Genomic DNA, 16,414 nt, shown 5'->3' with positions numbered 1-16,414 from the left:
AGTTCCAGCCACACCGAGGCCGGCACGTGTGCGCCTACTGCAGGACCGCGCCGCGGTGATCGCCGGCAACCCGTCCGGCAGACGTACCGGTCCGGGAGCCGGACGCAATGCGAACGCAATGCGAACGCATGCGCAGTGACAGAACACGGATGCCGGCCGCTGCCCCGGCGCTGTGGTGTAGCAATGGCAGCACCAATGCCCATGGAAAGGGCGGGAGGAAAGATGGACGACAACAACAACGACGACTTGCGGCCGTGGGAGCAGATCCCGGAAGACTACGACCACAACCCCACGGGCTGGGCCGTCATAACAACCCCCATCATCGAGGAGGCGAAACGATGGGAGCGGCACATCGCCGAAGGCAAGCCGTACCGCACCAGCTACGAGGCACGCATGCGCCACTTTCTGGCTCTGTGTGCACGCGGCAATCTGCGGGCCACGGCCGTGCAACTGGTGATCGCGTTCCGGTGCGGTTACTGGGCGGCTGCTGGTGATCCGGTGGCGATGCCCCAGCAGGATCTCGCGGCGCAGTTGGGCATGCGGAAACAAACGCTTGGGCGTCTGGTGCGGGCCGCAGTTGCAGCGTGGCACGGCATCGAGAGGGACGATTCAGCGAGTGTTTACGAAACAGCCCATTTTGACCCCGAAAACAGGGGTTCCGGGGGCTTTGCCGATCGGATGGGAACCCATAATGGGTTGAACGCTAAGGAATTGCCTTGTGATACGGGTGATCCCTTGGCCGGGTTCCGAGAGTTCGGCATCGCACAGGATCCTTTCTGAACCCTTAGCCCCGGCAACCACCGGGGCTTTTTGTTGGACACGCTGGGGAGCGGTTGAGATGGGGGCGGGCGATCCGCCCCCTTTTCTTTGGCTGCTTCGACCTTCCCATGCGTCAGTCGGTACCGCTGACGTAGCGGCCATGCCCACCTCCAGCCTGGCCGGCCGCGCCATCCCGGTGAATGGGTGGCAGCTATCCCGAACACTCGCGAATGCCCCTCCAGGCTCGCGAGCAGGCCGTCTCGTCAACGGCCGACCGAGCCGCCCCGGTATATGGGCGGCGCCCTTTGAGGAGTGAACAAGATGTCGCGAACGCATATGCCGATGGCCGCCGAGTCCATGCGCCGCCAGAACCTCTCGCGCCGGAGGACCGGATGAGCTGGCCGACCACATACCCGAGGAAACTCGCATGCACCAAATGATGATGATGGCTTACGGGCCAGCAGCAGGCGGCGATCCTTACTGGGCCAACGTCACATCGCTGCTGCACTTCGACGGCGCAGACGCTTCGACGACCTTCACCGACGTAAAGGGCAAGACCTGGACGGGTGCGGGTAACGCGCAACTCGACACGGCATTCTTCAAGTGGGGTAGCGCTGCACTGCTTCTCGATGGCTCGGGGGATTACATTTCCACCCCTGGCAGCACCGACTACAGCCCGACTGGCGACTTCACCTGCGAAGCGTGGATCCGTCCGGCCGCTATTGGTTCAATTGGGGCTATCGCCTCGACGCGCCTCAGCGGCAACGGATGGCAGTTCCAGGTCAATGCAGATGGAACCATTCTCGTCGGCTGGTGGGGAAGTTGGTCAGGCTCCTTCTTCGGCCTGACGAGCACCACTGTGCTCGCGGTCAACACGTACTACCACGTGCGTTGGTGCAAGTCAGGCTCGACCTACTACCTGTTCGTGGACGGAATACTCGAAGCATCGGGGACGCCAGCGGGCATCTACGCCTCCAATACCGCCACGCTGTACCTCGGCTATGACCCGCAGGCCGGTGGCCGCTACTTCAACGGCCATATCGACGATTTCCGCATCACGAACGGTGTAGCGAGGTCTACCTCGAGCTTCACCCCGCCGGCCGCGGCGTTTCCGGACAGCTGACCATGACCCGCCCCATCTCCCCCAACAAATGTCTGCTGTGCCGCCCCGGGTTGTAGGGCGGCTAGCTACTCACTCACTCGCAAGGACGCGACATGGACGAGCGTAACGCCACCCTGTACCTGGCCGGCATGGGCTTCCGCATTGCCGAATCACCGGAGGCCCTAGTAGCTGCCGGGACCGGCGTATGGAATACCCCGCCGCACTGGCCCGCTGATGACCTGGAGGCGATCACCGACGCTTGGCCGTCGTCTATCGGTCTTGCCTTCGACACGGGCGGCGCTGCCGCGCTGGAATCGCTGGGCGATGGCGTTTACCAGATCGCCGATTCCTTCGCATCGAACGACGTAGACCTGGCGCTGAAGTTTCAGGCTCTGGTGATGTTCGCGTTCTGTGCGACGGACTGCCGTCGTCTTCTGCTGATGACGGACCACCCCAGCGGTGTGCAGGTGGCCCGCAACTTCGGTCTGTACCAGTACGGCGTTCGTACCGAGAGCATGCCGGACGGTCCGCGCTCCCTGTATCACGTAGCCGGCGACCTGGACGAATGGGCGGCTTTCGTGGGGCACCCGGTGTTCTTTGCCGAGGCTCGACGCTTCGGGAACGAGGACAAGGCCCTGCGAGTTCTTCAGCGCTGGACGCGCCACACGGGCGATGCAACCGCCCTGGACTTCTCCTACCTGCAGGAGCTGGACCCCGCATATTGGCGCGTCGACATCGCTCAGGTGCGGGCTGCACGTGCCGGGTTCCAGTGGGGCCACAACGCCGCGCACTGGATCGAGCACGCCCCCGGCTGTGGCGTACCTGCTGGCGCTGCTGAATGCAGTTGCGAGCCCACGGTCGGATTCACCAACGGCCACGCCACGGCCACCGTACAACCTGGCGGCGAGGTTTCTATCGCCGCGCACCACTGAGGCGCAGGAAGCGCCAACCACTCCCCAACGCAAGGAAGCGAAACCCGATGATTCTGCCCACCCTAGCCGTCGTCATTGGCGCCGGCATTGGCTACGCCGTCGCGCGCCGAAAGGCACGCACCGCGGCGACCGCAGACACGCACGACGAGACGGACCCCGTAGGCGCTTGGGGTGCCCTGAGTGACGAGACGAAACCGATTCGCACGCGCCTGTACGCCCTCTGCGGCGCCCTGTCTGCTGCTGTCGTGTCCCTGCTGGCGGAGGTGACCCAATGGCCGCTGTAACCGCAGCCGTCGCCGTTGGCGCGGGCATGGCATACAGCGCCAATCGCCAAGGCGCCGCAGCCAAGGCGGCAGGCAGGGCGCAGGGCAACGCTGCGTCCGATGCCATGGCGAAGTACGACGATGTCTATGGGCAGAGTCGCGCTGACGCCACACCGTGGATGGAGACGGGCCAGCAGGCCAACAGCCGCCTTCAGGCGCTGATGAATGGCGACTTCTCCAGCTTCCAGGCAGACCCGTCTTACCAGTGGCAGCAGGACCAGGGCTTGCAGGGCTTGTCCCGACTGGCTGCGGCTCGCGGCAACTACCGCGGCGGCGCAACCGATGCGGACATCCTGCGCTTCAATCAGGGCCTTGCTTCGCAGGAATACGGCAAGTTCTTCGACCGGAACATGGCGCTCAGCAATCAGGGTCTCGGGACGGCGCAGTACCTTGGGCAGCTGGGGCAGAACTATGCCCAGAACTGGGCGCAGGCGCGCGGCATCAAGGGCGCGGCTGACGCCCAGCGAGCCGCGGCGGGTCCGATGACGCAGGCCGGTTACGGCAACGCCATCGCTTCGGCCTTCAGCACCTACGCCGGCATGGGTGGTGGCGGTGGTGGTGGCGGGTTCGGCGGCTTCGACTTCTCCAAGATGGGCGGCGGGCAGCAGCGCGGCAACAGCTTCTCGACGCTCTTCAGCGGTCAGGCCAACACCGGCCCTGGCTCCATCTACAACTTCGGCAACAACCAAGACAACCTTTGGGGATGGAGGGGCTAATGGCTGACTATCAGCGGAATTTCATGGATGCGCTGACCGGCGGCTACAGCTTCGGCCAGCAGATCAAGCAGCAGCGCGACCAGACGCAGCTAAAGGGATTGGCTGCACTGGCCTACGGCATGCCGAGGGACCAGCGTCAGGGGCATTTGTCGGAGCTTGCGAAGCTGTCGCCCGAGTTCGCCCAGGCGCAACAGAAAAACTGGAACGCCGAGGACGACCGCGACCAGCAGGAGCTAATCGGCTACGCGCGGTTTATCAAGAATGCGCCGCCCGAGCAGCAGCAAGCCGCGTATACCAACTACGTCTTGCCCAAGCTCCGCGCACGAGGCATGCAGGCGCCAGATTGGACGCAGGACACGCAGGACACGATCCTAAAGACCGTCAACGCGCTGACGCAGTACGACGGCGAGGGTGGAGCAGGCGAGCAGTTCACGCTAGGCCCGGGTTCCAAGCGTTTCGGCCCCAATGGTGAGGTGATCGCGGAAGTGCCGTTCGCGCCGCCGCGGCCGCAGATATACACCGACGCTGACGGGAACGTGCATTGGCTGACCCCGCCGACGTTCAACAGCAACGGTGCACCCGCACCAGGCCAACCGAAGGTCACGGCGCCGAGCGGATCTACCCTGTTCAAGGGCCCGGACGGAATGCCGATCAGCATCGGCGACGACCTGGATCCGCAGACGCGCGAGTCCATCCTGCAGAACCCGGGCGAGTGGAACGCGGTGCCGGATGGTGGGTCCGCAACTTTGCCGAGCGTGGATCGCGCGCCCGCCGAGTATTACGGCGCCCCTTCGGCCGGCGCTGGCGGAAGCACGATCATCCCGGGCGTGCGCGGACCCCGTAAGCAGGACAATCGCGACCAGTTCGTGCAACTTACCCCGGACGAGGTGCAGCGCGCGGGATTGCCAAGGGGTACGGTCGCGCAACGCAATCTGTCCACGGGTGCAATCGATGTTGTGAACAAGCCGGATGCGCGCCCGGGCACGGGAGGCGTGGTTCCGCTGTCTGCCGGTGAAGCATCTGCGGTGCGTAAGCAGTTCAAGGAGACGAAAGACGCCTTCAACATGTTCAAGGCGTTCGATACGGCGCTGGCCGAGATTCCGAACGACCCGCGCCTGCTGCTGGACGGTGCAGCCAAGGGCCGACTCGGCACTGCCTACAACAACGCCCGCGCCAGCCTGCGCATTCTGTACAACACGGGCGTGTTGCAGCCGGGCGAGCTTCCGATGCTGGAGAACGCGCTGCGTGACCCCACGAGCTTCAGCGCGGTCACCGACCCGCGAACCCGTGCCCAGATCGATGCCCAGCTGGACGAGCTATACCGCGTGATCGAGCGGAACATCGACACCCAGGTGGAGAGCTACCCGCAGCTGTTCAACGGTGACGTGTACCGTCAACGTAAGGCCGAGGGTCTGCAGAAGCCCGCGCGATACAAGGTTGGGCAGATCATCACTGAGGGTGGCCGACGCTATCGCGTGACCGGCGGCGACTTGAACGGCAACCCTGAAGTTGAGGAGGTCCGCTAAATGCCCACCCTGAACGAGATTAGGGCGAGGAACAAGCGGGCCGACTTCTCAGGCGTGACGGCTCGGGTGGATTCCACGGAGACCATCGTGCAGCCCAAGCGCATGACGCTGGCCGACGTGCGCAAGCGATCCCAGCCCGCACAACCCCAAGTCAAGGAAGGGAATGCTGTTGGGCGTTTCCTTGGCGAGATTGGCGGACGCGAGACCATGCAGGCGGCTTATGGCCTGTACGGCATGCTGGGCGGTGACGCGCTGAATGAGTACGTGTTTAGCCCGTTGGATCGCGCCATTGGCTGGGGTGACCAGCTAGGCATCGGAAATCGCACGTATCGTGACGCAGCAGCAGCCCAGGCGGACGAGTGGGGCATGCGTCGACCCCAGACGGCCACGCAGCGCGTCGTCGCGGACATTGGCGAAGGTCTGGCCGGTACCGGCTTGACCATGGGCATTGGTGGCCTTGTGGCCCGCGGCGCCCAGGGTGCGCAGACGTTTGGAAACGCGGTTCGCAGCAAATTGGGCGACTTCCTGACGGCGCAGCCCGCTTTGCAGACAGCCTCAACGGTTACCGGTGTGGGCGCTGCCAGCGGGACCAGGGAAGCTGGCGGCGGTACGAGCTTGCAAGTCCTGGCGGGCTTGGCGGGTGGCATGGCTCCCACGGCTCCGGCTCTTGCTGCTGCCACGACTCGTGCAGCAGTGCGCGCTCCGAGCATTGCCGAGGTTCGTGCGCAGGGCTTGGGGCCCGCCATCGCTGCGCGCCGTGAGGCGATGGGGCAGACCATCGATGACTTCGCATCGGTCGGGGCAACACCCAGCGTGGGGCAGGCGTCCGGTTCGCGGATGGCCCAGGAAGCAGAGGCCCTGCTGGGCAACTTCTCGCCCAGTTCGGGCGTAGTGGAGCGTTTCGCGGCAAAGCAGGGTGAAGACATCGGCGCCGGTATGCGAAACCGTGCCGAGGAGCTTTACCGCAACGCCAGCGGACAGCGCGCGGGTACGCGCATCGTCAAGGGCGCCCAGACGTTCAAGGAAGAGAGCAAAAAGCGGGTTGACGAGCTGTACCGGAAGCTGGACGAGCAGATACCGCAGGACACGCGTATTGGCGTGGACAATGTGCGGGCAGAGCTTGAGGCCCTGAACGCGGGAATCCCTGGCGCGCCCACGCTTTCCCAGCTGTTCCGCAATGGCAGGTTGACCGGCATCGAGGATGCATTGCAGCGCGATACGTTGGGGGTTGAGGGTGCAATGTCCCGGCCCGACGTGCGAGCCGGCGCGGACGCCCTGCGAAACGACCTGACAGATGCGGCGAACTATCGCCGGGCCGAGCTTGCCCAAGAGTCGCAGCAGTACAGGCAACAGCTGCTAGGAGAGGCCGACGCGCGCCGGCAGCAGCTGACGCAAGAGGCCGACGCCCTGCGCCAGCGACTGACCACCGAAGCCCAGGCAATCGCCCGAGAGAATGAGCGCATGCGCCTGCTGGGCCTGCGGGACTTCCGCAAGGTTCCGACCCAGGCAGAGATCGACGCCCAGGTGCCCACCGCCCAGCAGATCGAGCGGCAGGTCATGCAAGAGGACGAGATCACGCGCCGCGTCACGCCGGAGTCGGCCTATCGGGATCCGCAGTTCGGCCAGAGCTACGTCGACCAGCAGGTGGACGACTATCTGGCGGGCCGTGCGGACGGAAAGCTGCCATACGAGGCGGTGCAGAAGCTGCGCACCCTCGTGGGTAACGAGTTGGATGGGTCGTCCCTGCTGAGCGACGTTCCGCGTTCCAAGTGGTCCCTGGTCTACAAGGCCCTGACGAAGGACATGGAAGCCGCGGCCAGCACGCCGGAGCAACGCCGCGCGCTGAACCGTGCGAATGCCTACTACAAGGCCCGCATTGATCGCCTGGAGCTGCTGGATTCGGTCATCCGCAAGAATGGCGGACCCGAAAAGGTCTATCGATCGGTCATGCAGGGCAGCTACGACGGCGGCACGATTCTGCGCACCGTGATGCGCTCGCTTCCCCAGGAGGGCAGGCGCGCACTGACGGCCGCAGTGATCCGTCGCATGGGCCTTGCAAAGCCTGGCAGGCAGAACGCCGCGGGTGACCGCTTCAGCGTGGACACGTTCCTGACCAACTGGGGCAACGTGAGTCCCCAGGCGAAAAGCGCGCTGTTCGACTCCTACGGCTCCGGGTTCCGCAGGGACATGGATCGGATTGCCCGCGTCGCGGAGACGATCAAGGAAGGTAAGGGCGTGCTGGCGAACCCGTCCGGAACCGCTCGACTTGGCACTGCGGTGGGTTATTGGCTCGGGCTGATGGGAGCAGCCGTTACAGGAAACTTCACTACGGCGGGCGGATTGGCAAGTCTTGGCGTCGCCTCAAATGTCGCCGCGCGGGCCATGACCAATCCCCGCTTCGTGAAGTGGCTGGCGAACACGACGGCCATGCCGCGCGGCGCGCTTCCGGCTCAGCTGCAGGCCCTGAAGACGATTGCCGACCGGGAGAAAGACCCGGAGTTGCAGGAAATCGCCAGAGAGCTAGAGCAGGCCAGCAATCGTTAGCGCAATGCCGCCAACAATGCCGATGACGCTAAGGCCAAAGATGATCGCCCACTTGGGCGAAACGTCGTAACGCTGCTGCTGGGACATGGGGCGGGCCTCCACTGGACGCCCCTAGATCCTACCATCGGTCCATGGAACTTTCTGGCCAATGGCCAAGGAGAGAAAGATGGCGGAGAACCCCAAGAGGGCGGCCGTGTTGCCGGTCAAGCTCGAGGAGGGCAAGACTCGGGAGGAACTGCTGGCGAAGTGCGCCACGGACGGGGTCGCGGGAAATGCGTTCCTGACCATGATGTACTCCACCGGGGCGGGCCTATCCGAGGGCGACGAGTTGCTTCCTCTGTGCGAGCAGCTTCACTCATCGATCAAGCGAACAAAGTCGGGGAGCATCGAACAGGCTGAAGAGCTGCTCACCGCCCAGGCGACCTCACTGAACGCGATCTACGTTGAGTGCGCCCGCCGTGCGGCCCTCAACATGGGCCACTACCCCGACGCGACGGACAAGTACCTCAGGCTCGCCCTGAAGGCCCAGTCACAGTGCAGGACGACCCTGGAGAGCCTGGCCGAGATCAAGAGCCCCCGCGCCGTGGCTTTCGTGAAGCAGGCGAACATCGCCAACGGTCACCAGCAGGTCAACAACGGTGTTTCGGCAAGTGAGCCCGAGCCGACAGGTACGCGCGAAGAAACCACGATTACGCAGGTCGAACTTTTGGAGGACCAGAGTGGCAACGTCACGCGATTGGACGCCCGAGCGCCGGGCAAAACAGGCAGAAGCAATCCGACGCTGGAGGCCGTGGGAACAGTCCACCGGACCGCGAACAGACGACGGAAAGGCAGTTTCATCGCGTAATGCCTGGAAGGGCGGCACGCGGCCATTCCTGCGCGAGCTTGGTCGGCTCCTCAGGGAGGTTGAAACGGAGGTCGGTTAGGCAGTCATGCCACCGGCATCCCGCTGGTATGCCGCCAGCATGTGTGCCGGCGAGCTCCATCAGTGGGTTAGATGCCGTATTTGATATTCAAGCAACGCCATGGAGGGCGGATGCAGATCATCGACAACTTTTTGCCTGACGCTGCGGCGATTCGCGCGCACGCCTTGGCATCCGAGTTCGTGGACTGGCCAGGCTACGACGGTGAGGTCTACCGCCGCGTGTGCCTGACTGAGGTTCCGGGCCTGCTGGAGCGCATCGAGCAGGTCATGGGTCCGGTCGACATGCTGGGCATGGGCTACCGGCTCAACTTCGGCGGCGAGCTTCCGAATGCGGCGATTCATTCCGACCTCGGCTGGGGAACTCACGCTCTAGTGCTGTACCTGAGCGAAGGCGAGGGGGGCACGGCGTTCTGGCGGCACAAGGCCACGGGAGCCAGTCGCATCGATCCTGGCGATGCTGGCTTATTCGAGATAGTTCGCCACGACTGGGACGACGCCGATCGCTGGGAACAGCTGGCGCTGGCCGAGATGAAGGTGGGGCGCGCAGTGATCTATGAATCAGCCTTGTTCCACTCGCGATGGCCCTTCGCCGCCTTTGGCACGGATGCCAGCGATGGCCGCCTGATCGCTGTCGCCTTCTTTACTCCCAAGGACGGGAAATGCAGGTCAGAAACGCAACCCTGAGTGATGTCACGGCCATCGTGGAGATGAGCCGGAAGTTCTACGCCACGACCACCTATTCCGGCTGGGCCGACTTCAACGCCGAGACCGTGCATGACCTGGCATCGAACCTCGCCGAGAATCACCTGATGCTGGTGGCCGACGACGGCGCGAAGCTGATCGGCATGGTCGGTCTGTTCGTGGCCCCCTTCATGTTCAACGGCGACGTGACCGCGGCCTACGAGGTGGTGTGGTGGGTCGACCCGAGCGAGCAGGGGCAGGGTGCCGGAAAGGCGCTGCTCGCCGCGATTGAGCCCGCCTGTCGCGCGAAGGGTTGCAAGGCGATCCAGATGGTGCACCTGTCTACATCGCCCCCCCAGGCCGCATCGATCTACGAGCGTGTCGGCTACCGGCACACCGAATCTAGCTTTACGAGGGTTCTCGGCCCCTAGGCCGTCAGGGCTATGGCAACGAAGCTAAGGCACTCAATCCGCAGCTGACACGCAAGTCCGGTCGCTCAAATCCGAATCGCAGTTGAAGGTCGCGGTTCTGAAGCACTTCCTCCATCTTCAATCTGAAGCCCTCAACCGTGTTGCACCCCATGATAGGGAGCAGGCTCTCACAGTAGTCCTTGGATTCGCACCGGGAGAATACTTCCAGCGCGCGGTAGCGATTGGTGTAGATCATTGAGTCGGGCCACCAGGTGTAATAGGGCTCTGTGAATGCCGCCTTCAAAAAGAGGATCAGCTCGGTTTGCGCGATTGACTCGACACGCTGACCCGCTCGTTCGGCACGATCTTTGAGAAGAAGCGCCCTAGCACTAGCCTTATTCAGCTTTCGGTTGAGTGCATCCGTCGAGTCTAGATAGCCACGGAACTCCAGAAATCCGCCACTTGACTCGCCTCGATCTGACTTGTGAGGAAGGAAGTAGCGGCTGTTGACGATACTCTTCGCGGCTGAGAACCGCTCTTCGTCCACGAGAGATGAGATCGTGATCAGAAAGACTTCTGAAATGAAGAATCGGAGGTGATCGACCATCCAGGAAGGGCGATTGCCTTGGGCATCCGTCAGAGGTAGAAGCTTCTCCAAGAACCTTCTGAACACTGGACCGAATGCGTCGGGCGGCAAAGACCGAGCAGCGGTCTGGGCGATCCGAAGATACTCATTCCGCGCGGGCTCCAACCTTTCGATTCCATCAAGAATCTCTTGGACGGCATCTTGGCCGGTTGAGTCCTGAGGAACGTGAAATCGCGTCAGGCCAGAAACAAAAGTATCTAGATAGTCAGCAACCATGGCCGCGGCATTCGTGCGGCCTCCTTTGAGGGACTCTAAAGCGCTAGCTAGCCGGCCACCCGTCCCTAGAGATGTCTCAGGGCGTTCCGTTAGATAGGCGGGGGGCGCACCAAGCTCTGGGCGAACATGAGTCGGCTTGCCGAAGATCCAGCGAACTAGCTGCTCGAACTGAGCGCCCCTGATGTCAGGGTTGCTCAAATCGATGTGAATTCGGCCTTTGTAGTAGGCTGGAACGTGGTGAGCCGCGTCGGAGGAGCCCGGCGGGATAACGACCACGAATCTTGACTGCTTCTGGCTGCCGTACACCTCAGCCGAAATGATTGTTGTCTCGGTGCCAACGCCGCCCGCTCGATTGTTTGCCTTCGCGGCATAAGCCTCATCTGAGACGATGAGCACCTTGTCGATGGATGGGTCAGTGACCATGCGCTCCATAAAGGAGTATGCGTTGTCGCCTTCTCGAAGGTCCCATTTATCGAGTACGACCTCCACGCCGTTCTCCACCAGTTGGCTGGCAAGTTCGATCACCCACTCCTCGTGCTCTGGAGTAGTCCAGCTATAGGAGACGAATAGCTTGGGGGTCTTTTGGTCGTCCTTGGTCATCCTGGGCCCGGCGTTGCTTCGTTAGTTTGGAAAGGTTACTCGCCTGGCCCTGCGATTTGGAGGGGGCGACTAGTGATATCAGCATCCGGCCAGCATGACGTAGCCCTCCCAGAACCTAGGCAGACATAAAGCACTAGGCGCTGGTCATGGATCACTGAATACGAGAGAAGGGGCCGCAGTGGTTCGCACAGCAGTGTGGGCAGTTCGGCAATGCATGCAAGAGCGCGCGCTGGTTGCACGGCTGGCACCGTGGCGTCTGGGTAGTACTGGTGGCGACTAAGGCAGACATGGCTTAGAGTTTCCCAATGAGCTACGACCTCTTTTTTAAGCCCCGAAGCGGTTCTTTGAATCGCGCCGCTTTCGACGCACATTTCGCTGAGAACCCGCTATTCGACATCGGCGAAACCGAGGTGACATACCAGAACGAAGCGACAGGAACCTACTTCGCATTCGGCTGGCAAGATGTAGGGTCCACCGCCGCAGAAGGTGAAGATCCCGAGTCTGCGTATCCCATTTGGTTCAATCTAAACTTCTTTAGGCCTTCAACCTTCGCGCTGGAAGCGGCGCCGCATGTGACGGCATTGGTCCGCGCATTTGACCTAGTCGTCTCCGACCCACAAGCCAGTGGAATGGGCGAAGGAGACTTTAGCGTTGAAGGATTCTTCGCGGGGTGGAATGCAGGTAACGAGTGGGCCATAGCCAGCATCATCGAGAAGCACGGGGTCGACGAGCATGGCGGACTGCTCCCGCAGTCTGAGATCCACAGAACATGGCAGTGGAATCTCCGTAAGCCGCTGCGGGAGGCTGCTCTGGAGCAGCGAGGTATAGACCGCTTCGTCCCCACGCGCATGTATGCCCGCGTGGGTGGGCGGGTCGCCTCTATGATTGTTTGGCCGGACGGTATCCCCTTCGAGTCCGCCCCCACGGACTATGTTCTGGTGATTCGTGAAGAGCTGGCTCCACGCTCCTTCCTTCGTCCCAAACCCGACAGGGTGCTACTGCGCTGGTCTGATCTGGCTCCAGTGATTGACCTTCACGGGGCTTCGGATGCTGACGGTGTCGTGGCCTTGACCTATGAAAGGGTCCCGCGGGATGTAGCGACCTTTGTTAAGAAGCTACCGGCGCAGGACCCAGAGATAGCGGTGCTGAGCCCTGACCGCGTACTGGATGCGGAGCATGCCCCACCATCCGCGAATGCTTGAGGTCGCGCAGGCGGGGGCGAGTCAGAGCGCCGCTAAGCTGGCGCGAGAGCGGGTGCGAGGGCCGGGCCCGCTTCCCGCCAAGCCCTCCAGATGTTCCGAACCAGCTTCTTCTCCATATAGCGCTTGGCCCGGTTGTGGGCGTGGGCTTTGGGCAACCCATTGGCGAGCTCGTAGGCCTTTCGAGCGTCGTAGCCGAGGCGGAAGGGACCAGGTTCGCGGGCCTTGTAGCGCCGACCGGTAGGCAGCCCTGACTGAGTTCGGAGCATGTTGGACCCCAAGTTCCACATCGTGCTGCGGCGATTTGGAGAGAAGCCCTGCCTGACTCCTTCCGGACCCGGTACTTTCCGCTGGCAACGCCCGTCGATCACTGCCAGACCAAGCCGCTTCCAGACCTTGCTGTGATTCGAATACCTCCGGAGGTCACCGGTGGCGCCAATGAGGAGGGCCACACCGAGGAAGCCCAACCCATGCGTAGCTTTCACCCGGGGCCAAATCGGCAAGGCTCGAACGTCTTGCTCCAATTGTGCTTCTATCAACAGTCGTCCTTGGCGGATATCTTCTCTTGCGTTCAGCAGAACCTGGGTGACGGCCAAGGCCGTCGTTCGATAAGGATGGTCTGACTTGCCCTGAAGGGAGCTGTAGAGACGGACACTGTCAGGCACGTCGCCCTTCACGAATCGCCGGCAAATGGCTTTCAGTTGCAGGGTGAGTCTGATTTCAGCTCGTTGCAGATCTGCGCGCTGGCTACAACGCTCCACGATCGTTGCGCAAAGCTTGTCTAACTCGTCCATAGGCACCTCTTGGAACTGGAGTCGGTCGAAGTAGCGTTGGCTTGGACCCCGGCTCGCTGGGAATAGATGAGACCGGCACTCGCAGACTGGCCCGCGGAGGGCAAAGGGCGGCTGGCCGGTCTCAAGACGAAAGGTCTTTCGATCTAGGATTCTTCGAGAAGTGTGGCCAGCGTGGGCTCGTCGAGGATGTCCCCAACGGTACGATGCTTCGGCATACGGGCAGCGATCGACTCAAGCCAAGCTGCGTACTTCGCGGCACGCGCCGCCCGCTTACGGAGAGCAATGGCGCCATCCCGAACGTCGTGCACAAAGGCATCGCGCAAGATGATCCCACTAGGGAGGCGGAAGTCGAGATTGGACTTGGCCAAGGCGAACAGTCGTTCCGAGGTGTCCGGCTCCTCGTGCTCGTCCTTGCTCCAGTCGTCTTCTGGAGGGCGATTAGCCCGGATGCGCGCTGATACGGCCTGTAGGCAGGCGTGAGCCAAGAGAGGAGCGGTCAGCTCTTTTAGTGCCTTCCGGTTGCCATGGATGCGATCCTGCAGGAGTTGGGCTGCGGTAGAAGCATCTCCGAAGGCGTCGCGGACACATGATGCGACAAGCTGTTCTAAGTTTTGGATGCGGGTAGGCGGGCGCCCGATCGGATCCACCAATGGGGGCGGCTGGGTCTGAAAGTCCCGGGCCAAGGTCGTGGTCAGGATCGATCGCATAACATTCACCTTGGGGTGCCGTAGCCGAATGTATCGCAGCGGTCGTCAGAATGCGTCTAGCACGCGGCTAGATTCACGGATGTATCAGCGACTTGCCGACCAATGGCAGCCGGATACATAGACAATCAACGTATCCGGATTGGGATAGTCCACAAGGCGTGGACTTGTGGTCAGTCAGGAGACGCAGATGTCCGAGACCGTCGGTTGGATGAAGGCGAGGCACGATTGTTGGAGGTGCTTAGGTGCATCGCAGACAATCTCCAGGCCGCGGCCAAGTACGTACAGAAGATTCTCGACGCGCAGCCCAACGCCTATCTTGAGCCCCTGTGGAGGGCTGCTCCCCACCCCGGTGCGTAGCCAGACCTACCTCACGGAGGCTGTGCTTGGGGCTCAGGGGCGTTTGCAGGTCCAATGCATCCAGATGCAGAAGTATGGGCAGAAGTGTGGGCGAGCCTGTCCCATAAACGCGAAAACCCTTGTGAGACAAGGGTTTCGGTAAAGAGATCTGGCGGAGAAAGGGGGGCGCTGGCCTGGCGGCGGCTCGAAGCCACCCGGGCAAGGGTGGGAGTCCTCTGGGGATCTGGGGTGGAGGAGACTGGTCGCGAATCCCAAGACGCCTTAGAGTTAGGCCGCTCGGGACGAAGGATCCAGGATGTTTGCTCCCCTACTCGTTCAGCACAGCGTGACCCTTACGTACCCTCGTCAAACGGGCATCCGCCGCCGCGTTAATGAGGTGGAAGATGTGTTGACGAAGGCTTTTCCAACGGGCTATTCGTTCCCCCAGATCGTCCCTGTCCCAGAGGAAATTGACCCGGAAGTCCCGCGGCTGCTTTTTGGGTCGAGTCACGGGTTTAATCAAATTTTGGTCTCTCAGATCGCTGTCATGCTCTCGGTGACCTATTCCCCCGACTGGCAGGAGACTCCAGGAAGAGGCGTGCAGTACGCCAAGGAACGACTTCCCGTCCTGCATGACATTGTGGGGGTGGTAGCGCCCGGTGCGAGGCCGGCCTTCACGGGGATCTCGACCACACTACGTATCCCGTCGGCCTCCAACGAGGCTTCAATTCGTAGCGTGGCCGGCCTTTTTGCGCGTGACGTTTACGAGGGAGAAGTCAACGAGCTCGCCGTTCGCTGGTCTAAGAATGTCCGCCGGGATTACTTTTGCAACCTGAACGTTCAGACTGTAAGCCAGTGGCCGGAAGTCGAAGGACAACCGCTCAGCGTCACGCGGCTTCCACTTGGAAGCGCTATAGCGACAGGGGTCGAAGTGGTCTGCGATTACAATGACAGGATGGCCTTTAACGAGCAGCCGAACTACTCGACTTCAATGGCGGTCGGTATGGAATTGCTTGATCACGGGTTAGCGGAAGCCCAGGCGGTGGCAAGGCGGCTGGTCTCAGCGACGGGTGAATTGAAATGAAAACTCATCTAACTCGATTTGCAATGTTAGCTGCGGCGGCCACCCCCGTCAGTGTGGGCTCTGGTGCATGGATGTCTCCGACCACTATCTCTATTGTTGAGAAGGGTGTGCTGCGCACGGGGGGAAGTGCGAACGCCTCTCGCCCCCCTGCACTTCCCTTTGAGCGGACTCAACTCGCGTCGGATGTCGAGCGCCGTCGGGGCCTGCTACGAAGCATCCGTGCACGATACAAGGGAGTGTTTTCCCCCACGAGCGAGATCTTGCGTCAGCGAGCCGAAGACGCATCGGTAGGCTGACGAGTGGCTTATGTCCTCGATACCTGTGCCCTGATCGCATATCTCGAGGATGAGGCGGGGGCAGATCGGGTCGAGGACGTGATCTCAGCGGGCGGGTGCTACTTGCACGGGATCCATGCATACGAGCTGTTCAAGGACGTGATCAAGCGCACGGGCAATCCTGACAAGGCCCGTCAATTCCTGGCGGACCTCACAGGTCTAGTCGAGCGCCTCGACGCCATGGATGACCCACTGATGGAGTCCGCCGCAAGTCTGAAGGTGCAATTTCAGATGGCTATACCTGACGCCCTGGGGCTTGCTGCGGCTATGGCGCATGGCTTAGTTTTGCTTTCGTCGGACGCGAAGGAGCTTACGGCGCCCCAGCAAGCCGGATATCCCATCGAATTCTTCCGCTAGCGCATTGCCGATCGCTTGCGCCGGGCTTTGAGCCACGCCTCCACACTATTTGTAAACAGCGGCGCGAGTAGTAGACAAACAAAAAGGGCTGAGATTGCTCGCAGCCCTTTATAACACCGGCGCCCGAAGTTGGACTCGAACCAAAGGCGCCGATCCTTATTGAGCGCCTCCCCGACAACTCTTGGGGAGGCGCTCTTCTGGCACGGTCGATCCTGGGCTCGT

Annotated in this window: 16 protein-coding genes; 13 read left to right on the top strand and 3 right to left on the bottom strand. The window is 62.1% G+C overall.

Annotation, left to right across the window (positions count from 1 at the left end; genetic code table 11):
* Window positions 1-222: 222 nt before the first annotated feature.
* From IAE60_RS15090 to IAE60_RS15045, 10 genes are all read left to right on the top strand, one after another.
* A complete protein-coding gene (locus tag IAE60_RS15090) occupies window positions 223-780 on the top strand; it encodes a hypothetical protein (protein WP_187572882.1) in 558 nt (185 codons plus the stop codon).
* A gap of 406 nt (window positions 781-1,186) precedes the next feature.
* Entirely contained in the window at window positions 1,187-1,882 is a 696-nt protein-coding gene (locus IAE60_RS15085) for a LamG domain-containing protein (protein WP_187572881.1), read from the top strand.
* Window positions 1,883-1,974: 92 nt separating this feature from the next.
* On the top strand, window positions 1,975-2,793 hold the full coding sequence (locus IAE60_RS15080; protein ID WP_187572880.1) for a hypothetical protein: 819 nt from the start codon (window positions 1,975-1,977) through the stop codon (window positions 2,791-2,793).
* A 47-nt stretch (window positions 2,794-2,840) separates the two neighbouring features.
* Window positions 2,841-3,077, top strand: a complete 237-nt coding sequence (locus IAE60_RS15075) for a hypothetical protein (RefSeq protein WP_187572879.1) — start codon at window positions 2,841-2,843, stop codon at window positions 3,075-3,077.
* Complete coding sequence (locus tag IAE60_RS15070) at window positions 3,065-3,832, top strand: hypothetical protein (RefSeq protein WP_187572878.1); 768 nt, start codon at window positions 3,065-3,067, stop codon at window positions 3,830-3,832. Before IAE60_RS15075 ends, IAE60_RS15070 begins: the two co-directional genes overlap by 13 nt.
* Window positions 3,832-5,358, top strand: coding sequence for a hypothetical protein (locus IAE60_RS15065; protein WP_187572877.1), 1,527 nt, complete (start codon window positions 3,832-3,834; stop codon window positions 5,356-5,358). The genes IAE60_RS15070 and IAE60_RS15065 overlap by 1 nt, the downstream gene beginning before the upstream one ends.
* Window positions 5,359-7,902, top strand: coding sequence for a coiled-coil domain-containing protein (locus tag IAE60_RS15060; RefSeq protein WP_187572876.1), 2,544 nt, complete (start codon window positions 5,359-5,361; stop codon window positions 7,900-7,902).
* A 166-nt stretch (window positions 7,903-8,068) separates the two neighbouring features.
* Window positions 8,069-8,749, top strand: coding sequence for a hypothetical protein (locus IAE60_RS15055; RefSeq protein ID WP_187572875.1), 681 nt, complete (start codon window positions 8,069-8,071; stop codon window positions 8,747-8,749).
* Window positions 8,750-8,938: 189 nt separating this feature from the next.
* Entirely contained in the window at window positions 8,939-9,511 is a 573-nt protein-coding gene (locus IAE60_RS15050) for a DUF6445 family protein (RefSeq protein WP_187572874.1), read from the top strand.
* Entirely contained in the window at window positions 9,487-9,939 is a 453-nt protein-coding gene (locus IAE60_RS15045) for a GNAT family N-acetyltransferase (RefSeq protein WP_187572873.1), read from the top strand. The genes IAE60_RS15050 and IAE60_RS15045 overlap by 25 nt, the downstream gene beginning before the upstream one ends.
* 10 nt (window positions 9,940-9,949) lie before the next feature.
* On the opposite strand, the gene IAE60_RS15040 is transcribed toward IAE60_RS15045, so the two are convergent.
* Window positions 9,950-11,380 carry an SEFIR domain-containing protein gene (locus tag IAE60_RS15040; RefSeq protein WP_187572872.1) on the bottom strand — a complete coding sequence of 477 codons (1,431 nt, stop codon included), beginning with the start codon at window positions 11,378-11,380 and terminating at the stop codon, window positions 9,950-9,952.
* Window positions 11,381-11,685: 305 nt separating this feature from the next.
* Here IAE60_RS15040 and IAE60_RS15035 point away from each other — a divergent pair, with 305 nt between their 5' ends.
* A complete protein-coding gene (locus IAE60_RS15035; RefSeq protein WP_187572871.1) occupies window positions 11,686-12,582 on the top strand; it encodes a hypothetical protein in 897 nt (298 codons plus the stop codon).
* 32 nt (window positions 12,583-12,614) lie between these two features.
* Here IAE60_RS15035 and IAE60_RS15030 read toward each other — a convergent pair whose 3' ends face one another.
* A complete protein-coding gene (locus IAE60_RS15030; RefSeq protein WP_187572870.1) occupies window positions 12,615-13,373 on the bottom strand; it encodes a hypothetical protein in 759 nt (252 codons plus the stop codon).
* Window positions 13,374-13,516: 143 nt separating this feature from the next.
* Window positions 13,517-14,080, bottom strand: coding sequence for a hypothetical protein (locus IAE60_RS15025; RefSeq protein ID WP_187572869.1), 564 nt, complete (start codon window positions 14,078-14,080; stop codon window positions 13,517-13,519).
* 652 nt (window positions 14,081-14,732) lie between these two features.
* Here IAE60_RS15025 and IAE60_RS15020 point away from each other — a divergent pair.
* Window positions 14,733-15,500, top strand: coding sequence for a hypothetical protein (locus tag IAE60_RS15020; RefSeq protein ID WP_187572868.1), 768 nt, complete (start codon window positions 14,733-14,735; stop codon window positions 15,498-15,500).
* Between the two features lie 299 nt (window positions 15,501-15,799).
* Entirely contained in the window at window positions 15,800-16,192 is a 393-nt protein-coding gene (locus IAE60_RS15015; RefSeq protein ID WP_187572867.1) for a PIN domain-containing protein, read from the top strand.
* The last annotated feature ends 222 nt before the right edge of the window (window positions 16,193-16,414 follow it).

Origin of the sequence: Pseudoxanthomonas mexicana (assembly GCF_014397415.1) — a bacterium.
Classification (GTDB): domain Bacteria; phylum Pseudomonadota; class Gammaproteobacteria; order Xanthomonadales; family Xanthomonadaceae; genus Pseudoxanthomonas_A; species Pseudoxanthomonas_A mexicana.
The sequence above is the reverse complement of the archived record's forward strand: the minus strand, read 5'-3'. Positions and strand labels throughout refer to the sequence as shown.

Excerpts from the sequence above, each read along its gene's own strand:
- IAE60_RS15070 (WP_187572878.1), top strand. The coding sequence starts at position 3,065 with ATGGCCGCTGTAACCGCAGCCGTCGCCGTTGGCGCGGGCATGGCATAC.
- IAE60_RS15060 (WP_187572876.1), top strand. The coding sequence starts at position 5,359 with ATGCCCACCCTGAACGAGATTAGGGCGAGGAACAAGCGGGCCGACTTC.
- IAE60_RS15020 (WP_187572868.1), top strand. The coding sequence starts at position 14,733 with ATGTTTGCTCCCCTACTCGTTCAGCACAGCGTGACCCTTACGTACCCT.
- IAE60_RS15085 (WP_187572881.1), top strand. The coding sequence starts at position 1,187 with ATGCACCAAATGATGATGATGGCTTACGGGCCAGCAGCAGGCGGCGAT.
- IAE60_RS15075 (WP_187572879.1), top strand. The coding sequence starts at position 2,841 with ATGATTCTGCCCACCCTAGCCGTCGTCATTGGCGCCGGCATTGGCTAC.
- IAE60_RS15090 (WP_187572882.1), top strand. The coding sequence starts at position 223 with ATGGACGACAACAACAACGACGACTTGCGGCCGTGGGAGCAGATCCCG.
- IAE60_RS15035 (WP_187572871.1), top strand. The coding sequence starts at position 11,686 with ATGAGCTACGACCTCTTTTTTAAGCCCCGAAGCGGTTCTTTGAATCGC.
- IAE60_RS15025 (WP_187572869.1), bottom strand. The coding sequence starts at position 14,080 with ATGCGATCGATCCTGACCACGACCTTGGCCCGGGACTTTCAGACCCAG.
- IAE60_RS15045 (WP_187572873.1), top strand. The coding sequence starts at position 9,487 with ATGCAGGTCAGAAACGCAACCCTGAGTGATGTCACGGCCATCGTGGAG.
- IAE60_RS15080 (WP_187572880.1), top strand. The coding sequence starts at position 1,975 with ATGGACGAGCGTAACGCCACCCTGTACCTGGCCGGCATGGGCTTCCGC.
- IAE60_RS15065 (WP_187572877.1), top strand. The coding sequence starts at position 3,832 with ATGGCTGACTATCAGCGGAATTTCATGGATGCGCTGACCGGCGGCTAC.
- IAE60_RS15050 (WP_187572874.1), top strand. The coding sequence starts at position 8,939 with ATGCAGATCATCGACAACTTTTTGCCTGACGCTGCGGCGATTCGCGCG.
- IAE60_RS15055 (WP_187572875.1), top strand. The coding sequence starts at position 8,069 with ATGGCGGAGAACCCCAAGAGGGCGGCCGTGTTGCCGGTCAAGCTCGAG.
- IAE60_RS15040 (WP_187572872.1), bottom strand. The coding sequence starts at position 11,380 with ATGACCAAGGACGACCAAAAGACCCCCAAGCTATTCGTCTCCTATAGC.
- IAE60_RS15030 (WP_187572870.1), bottom strand. The coding sequence starts at position 13,373 with ATGGACGAGTTAGACAAGCTTTGCGCAACGATCGTGGAGCGTTGTAGC.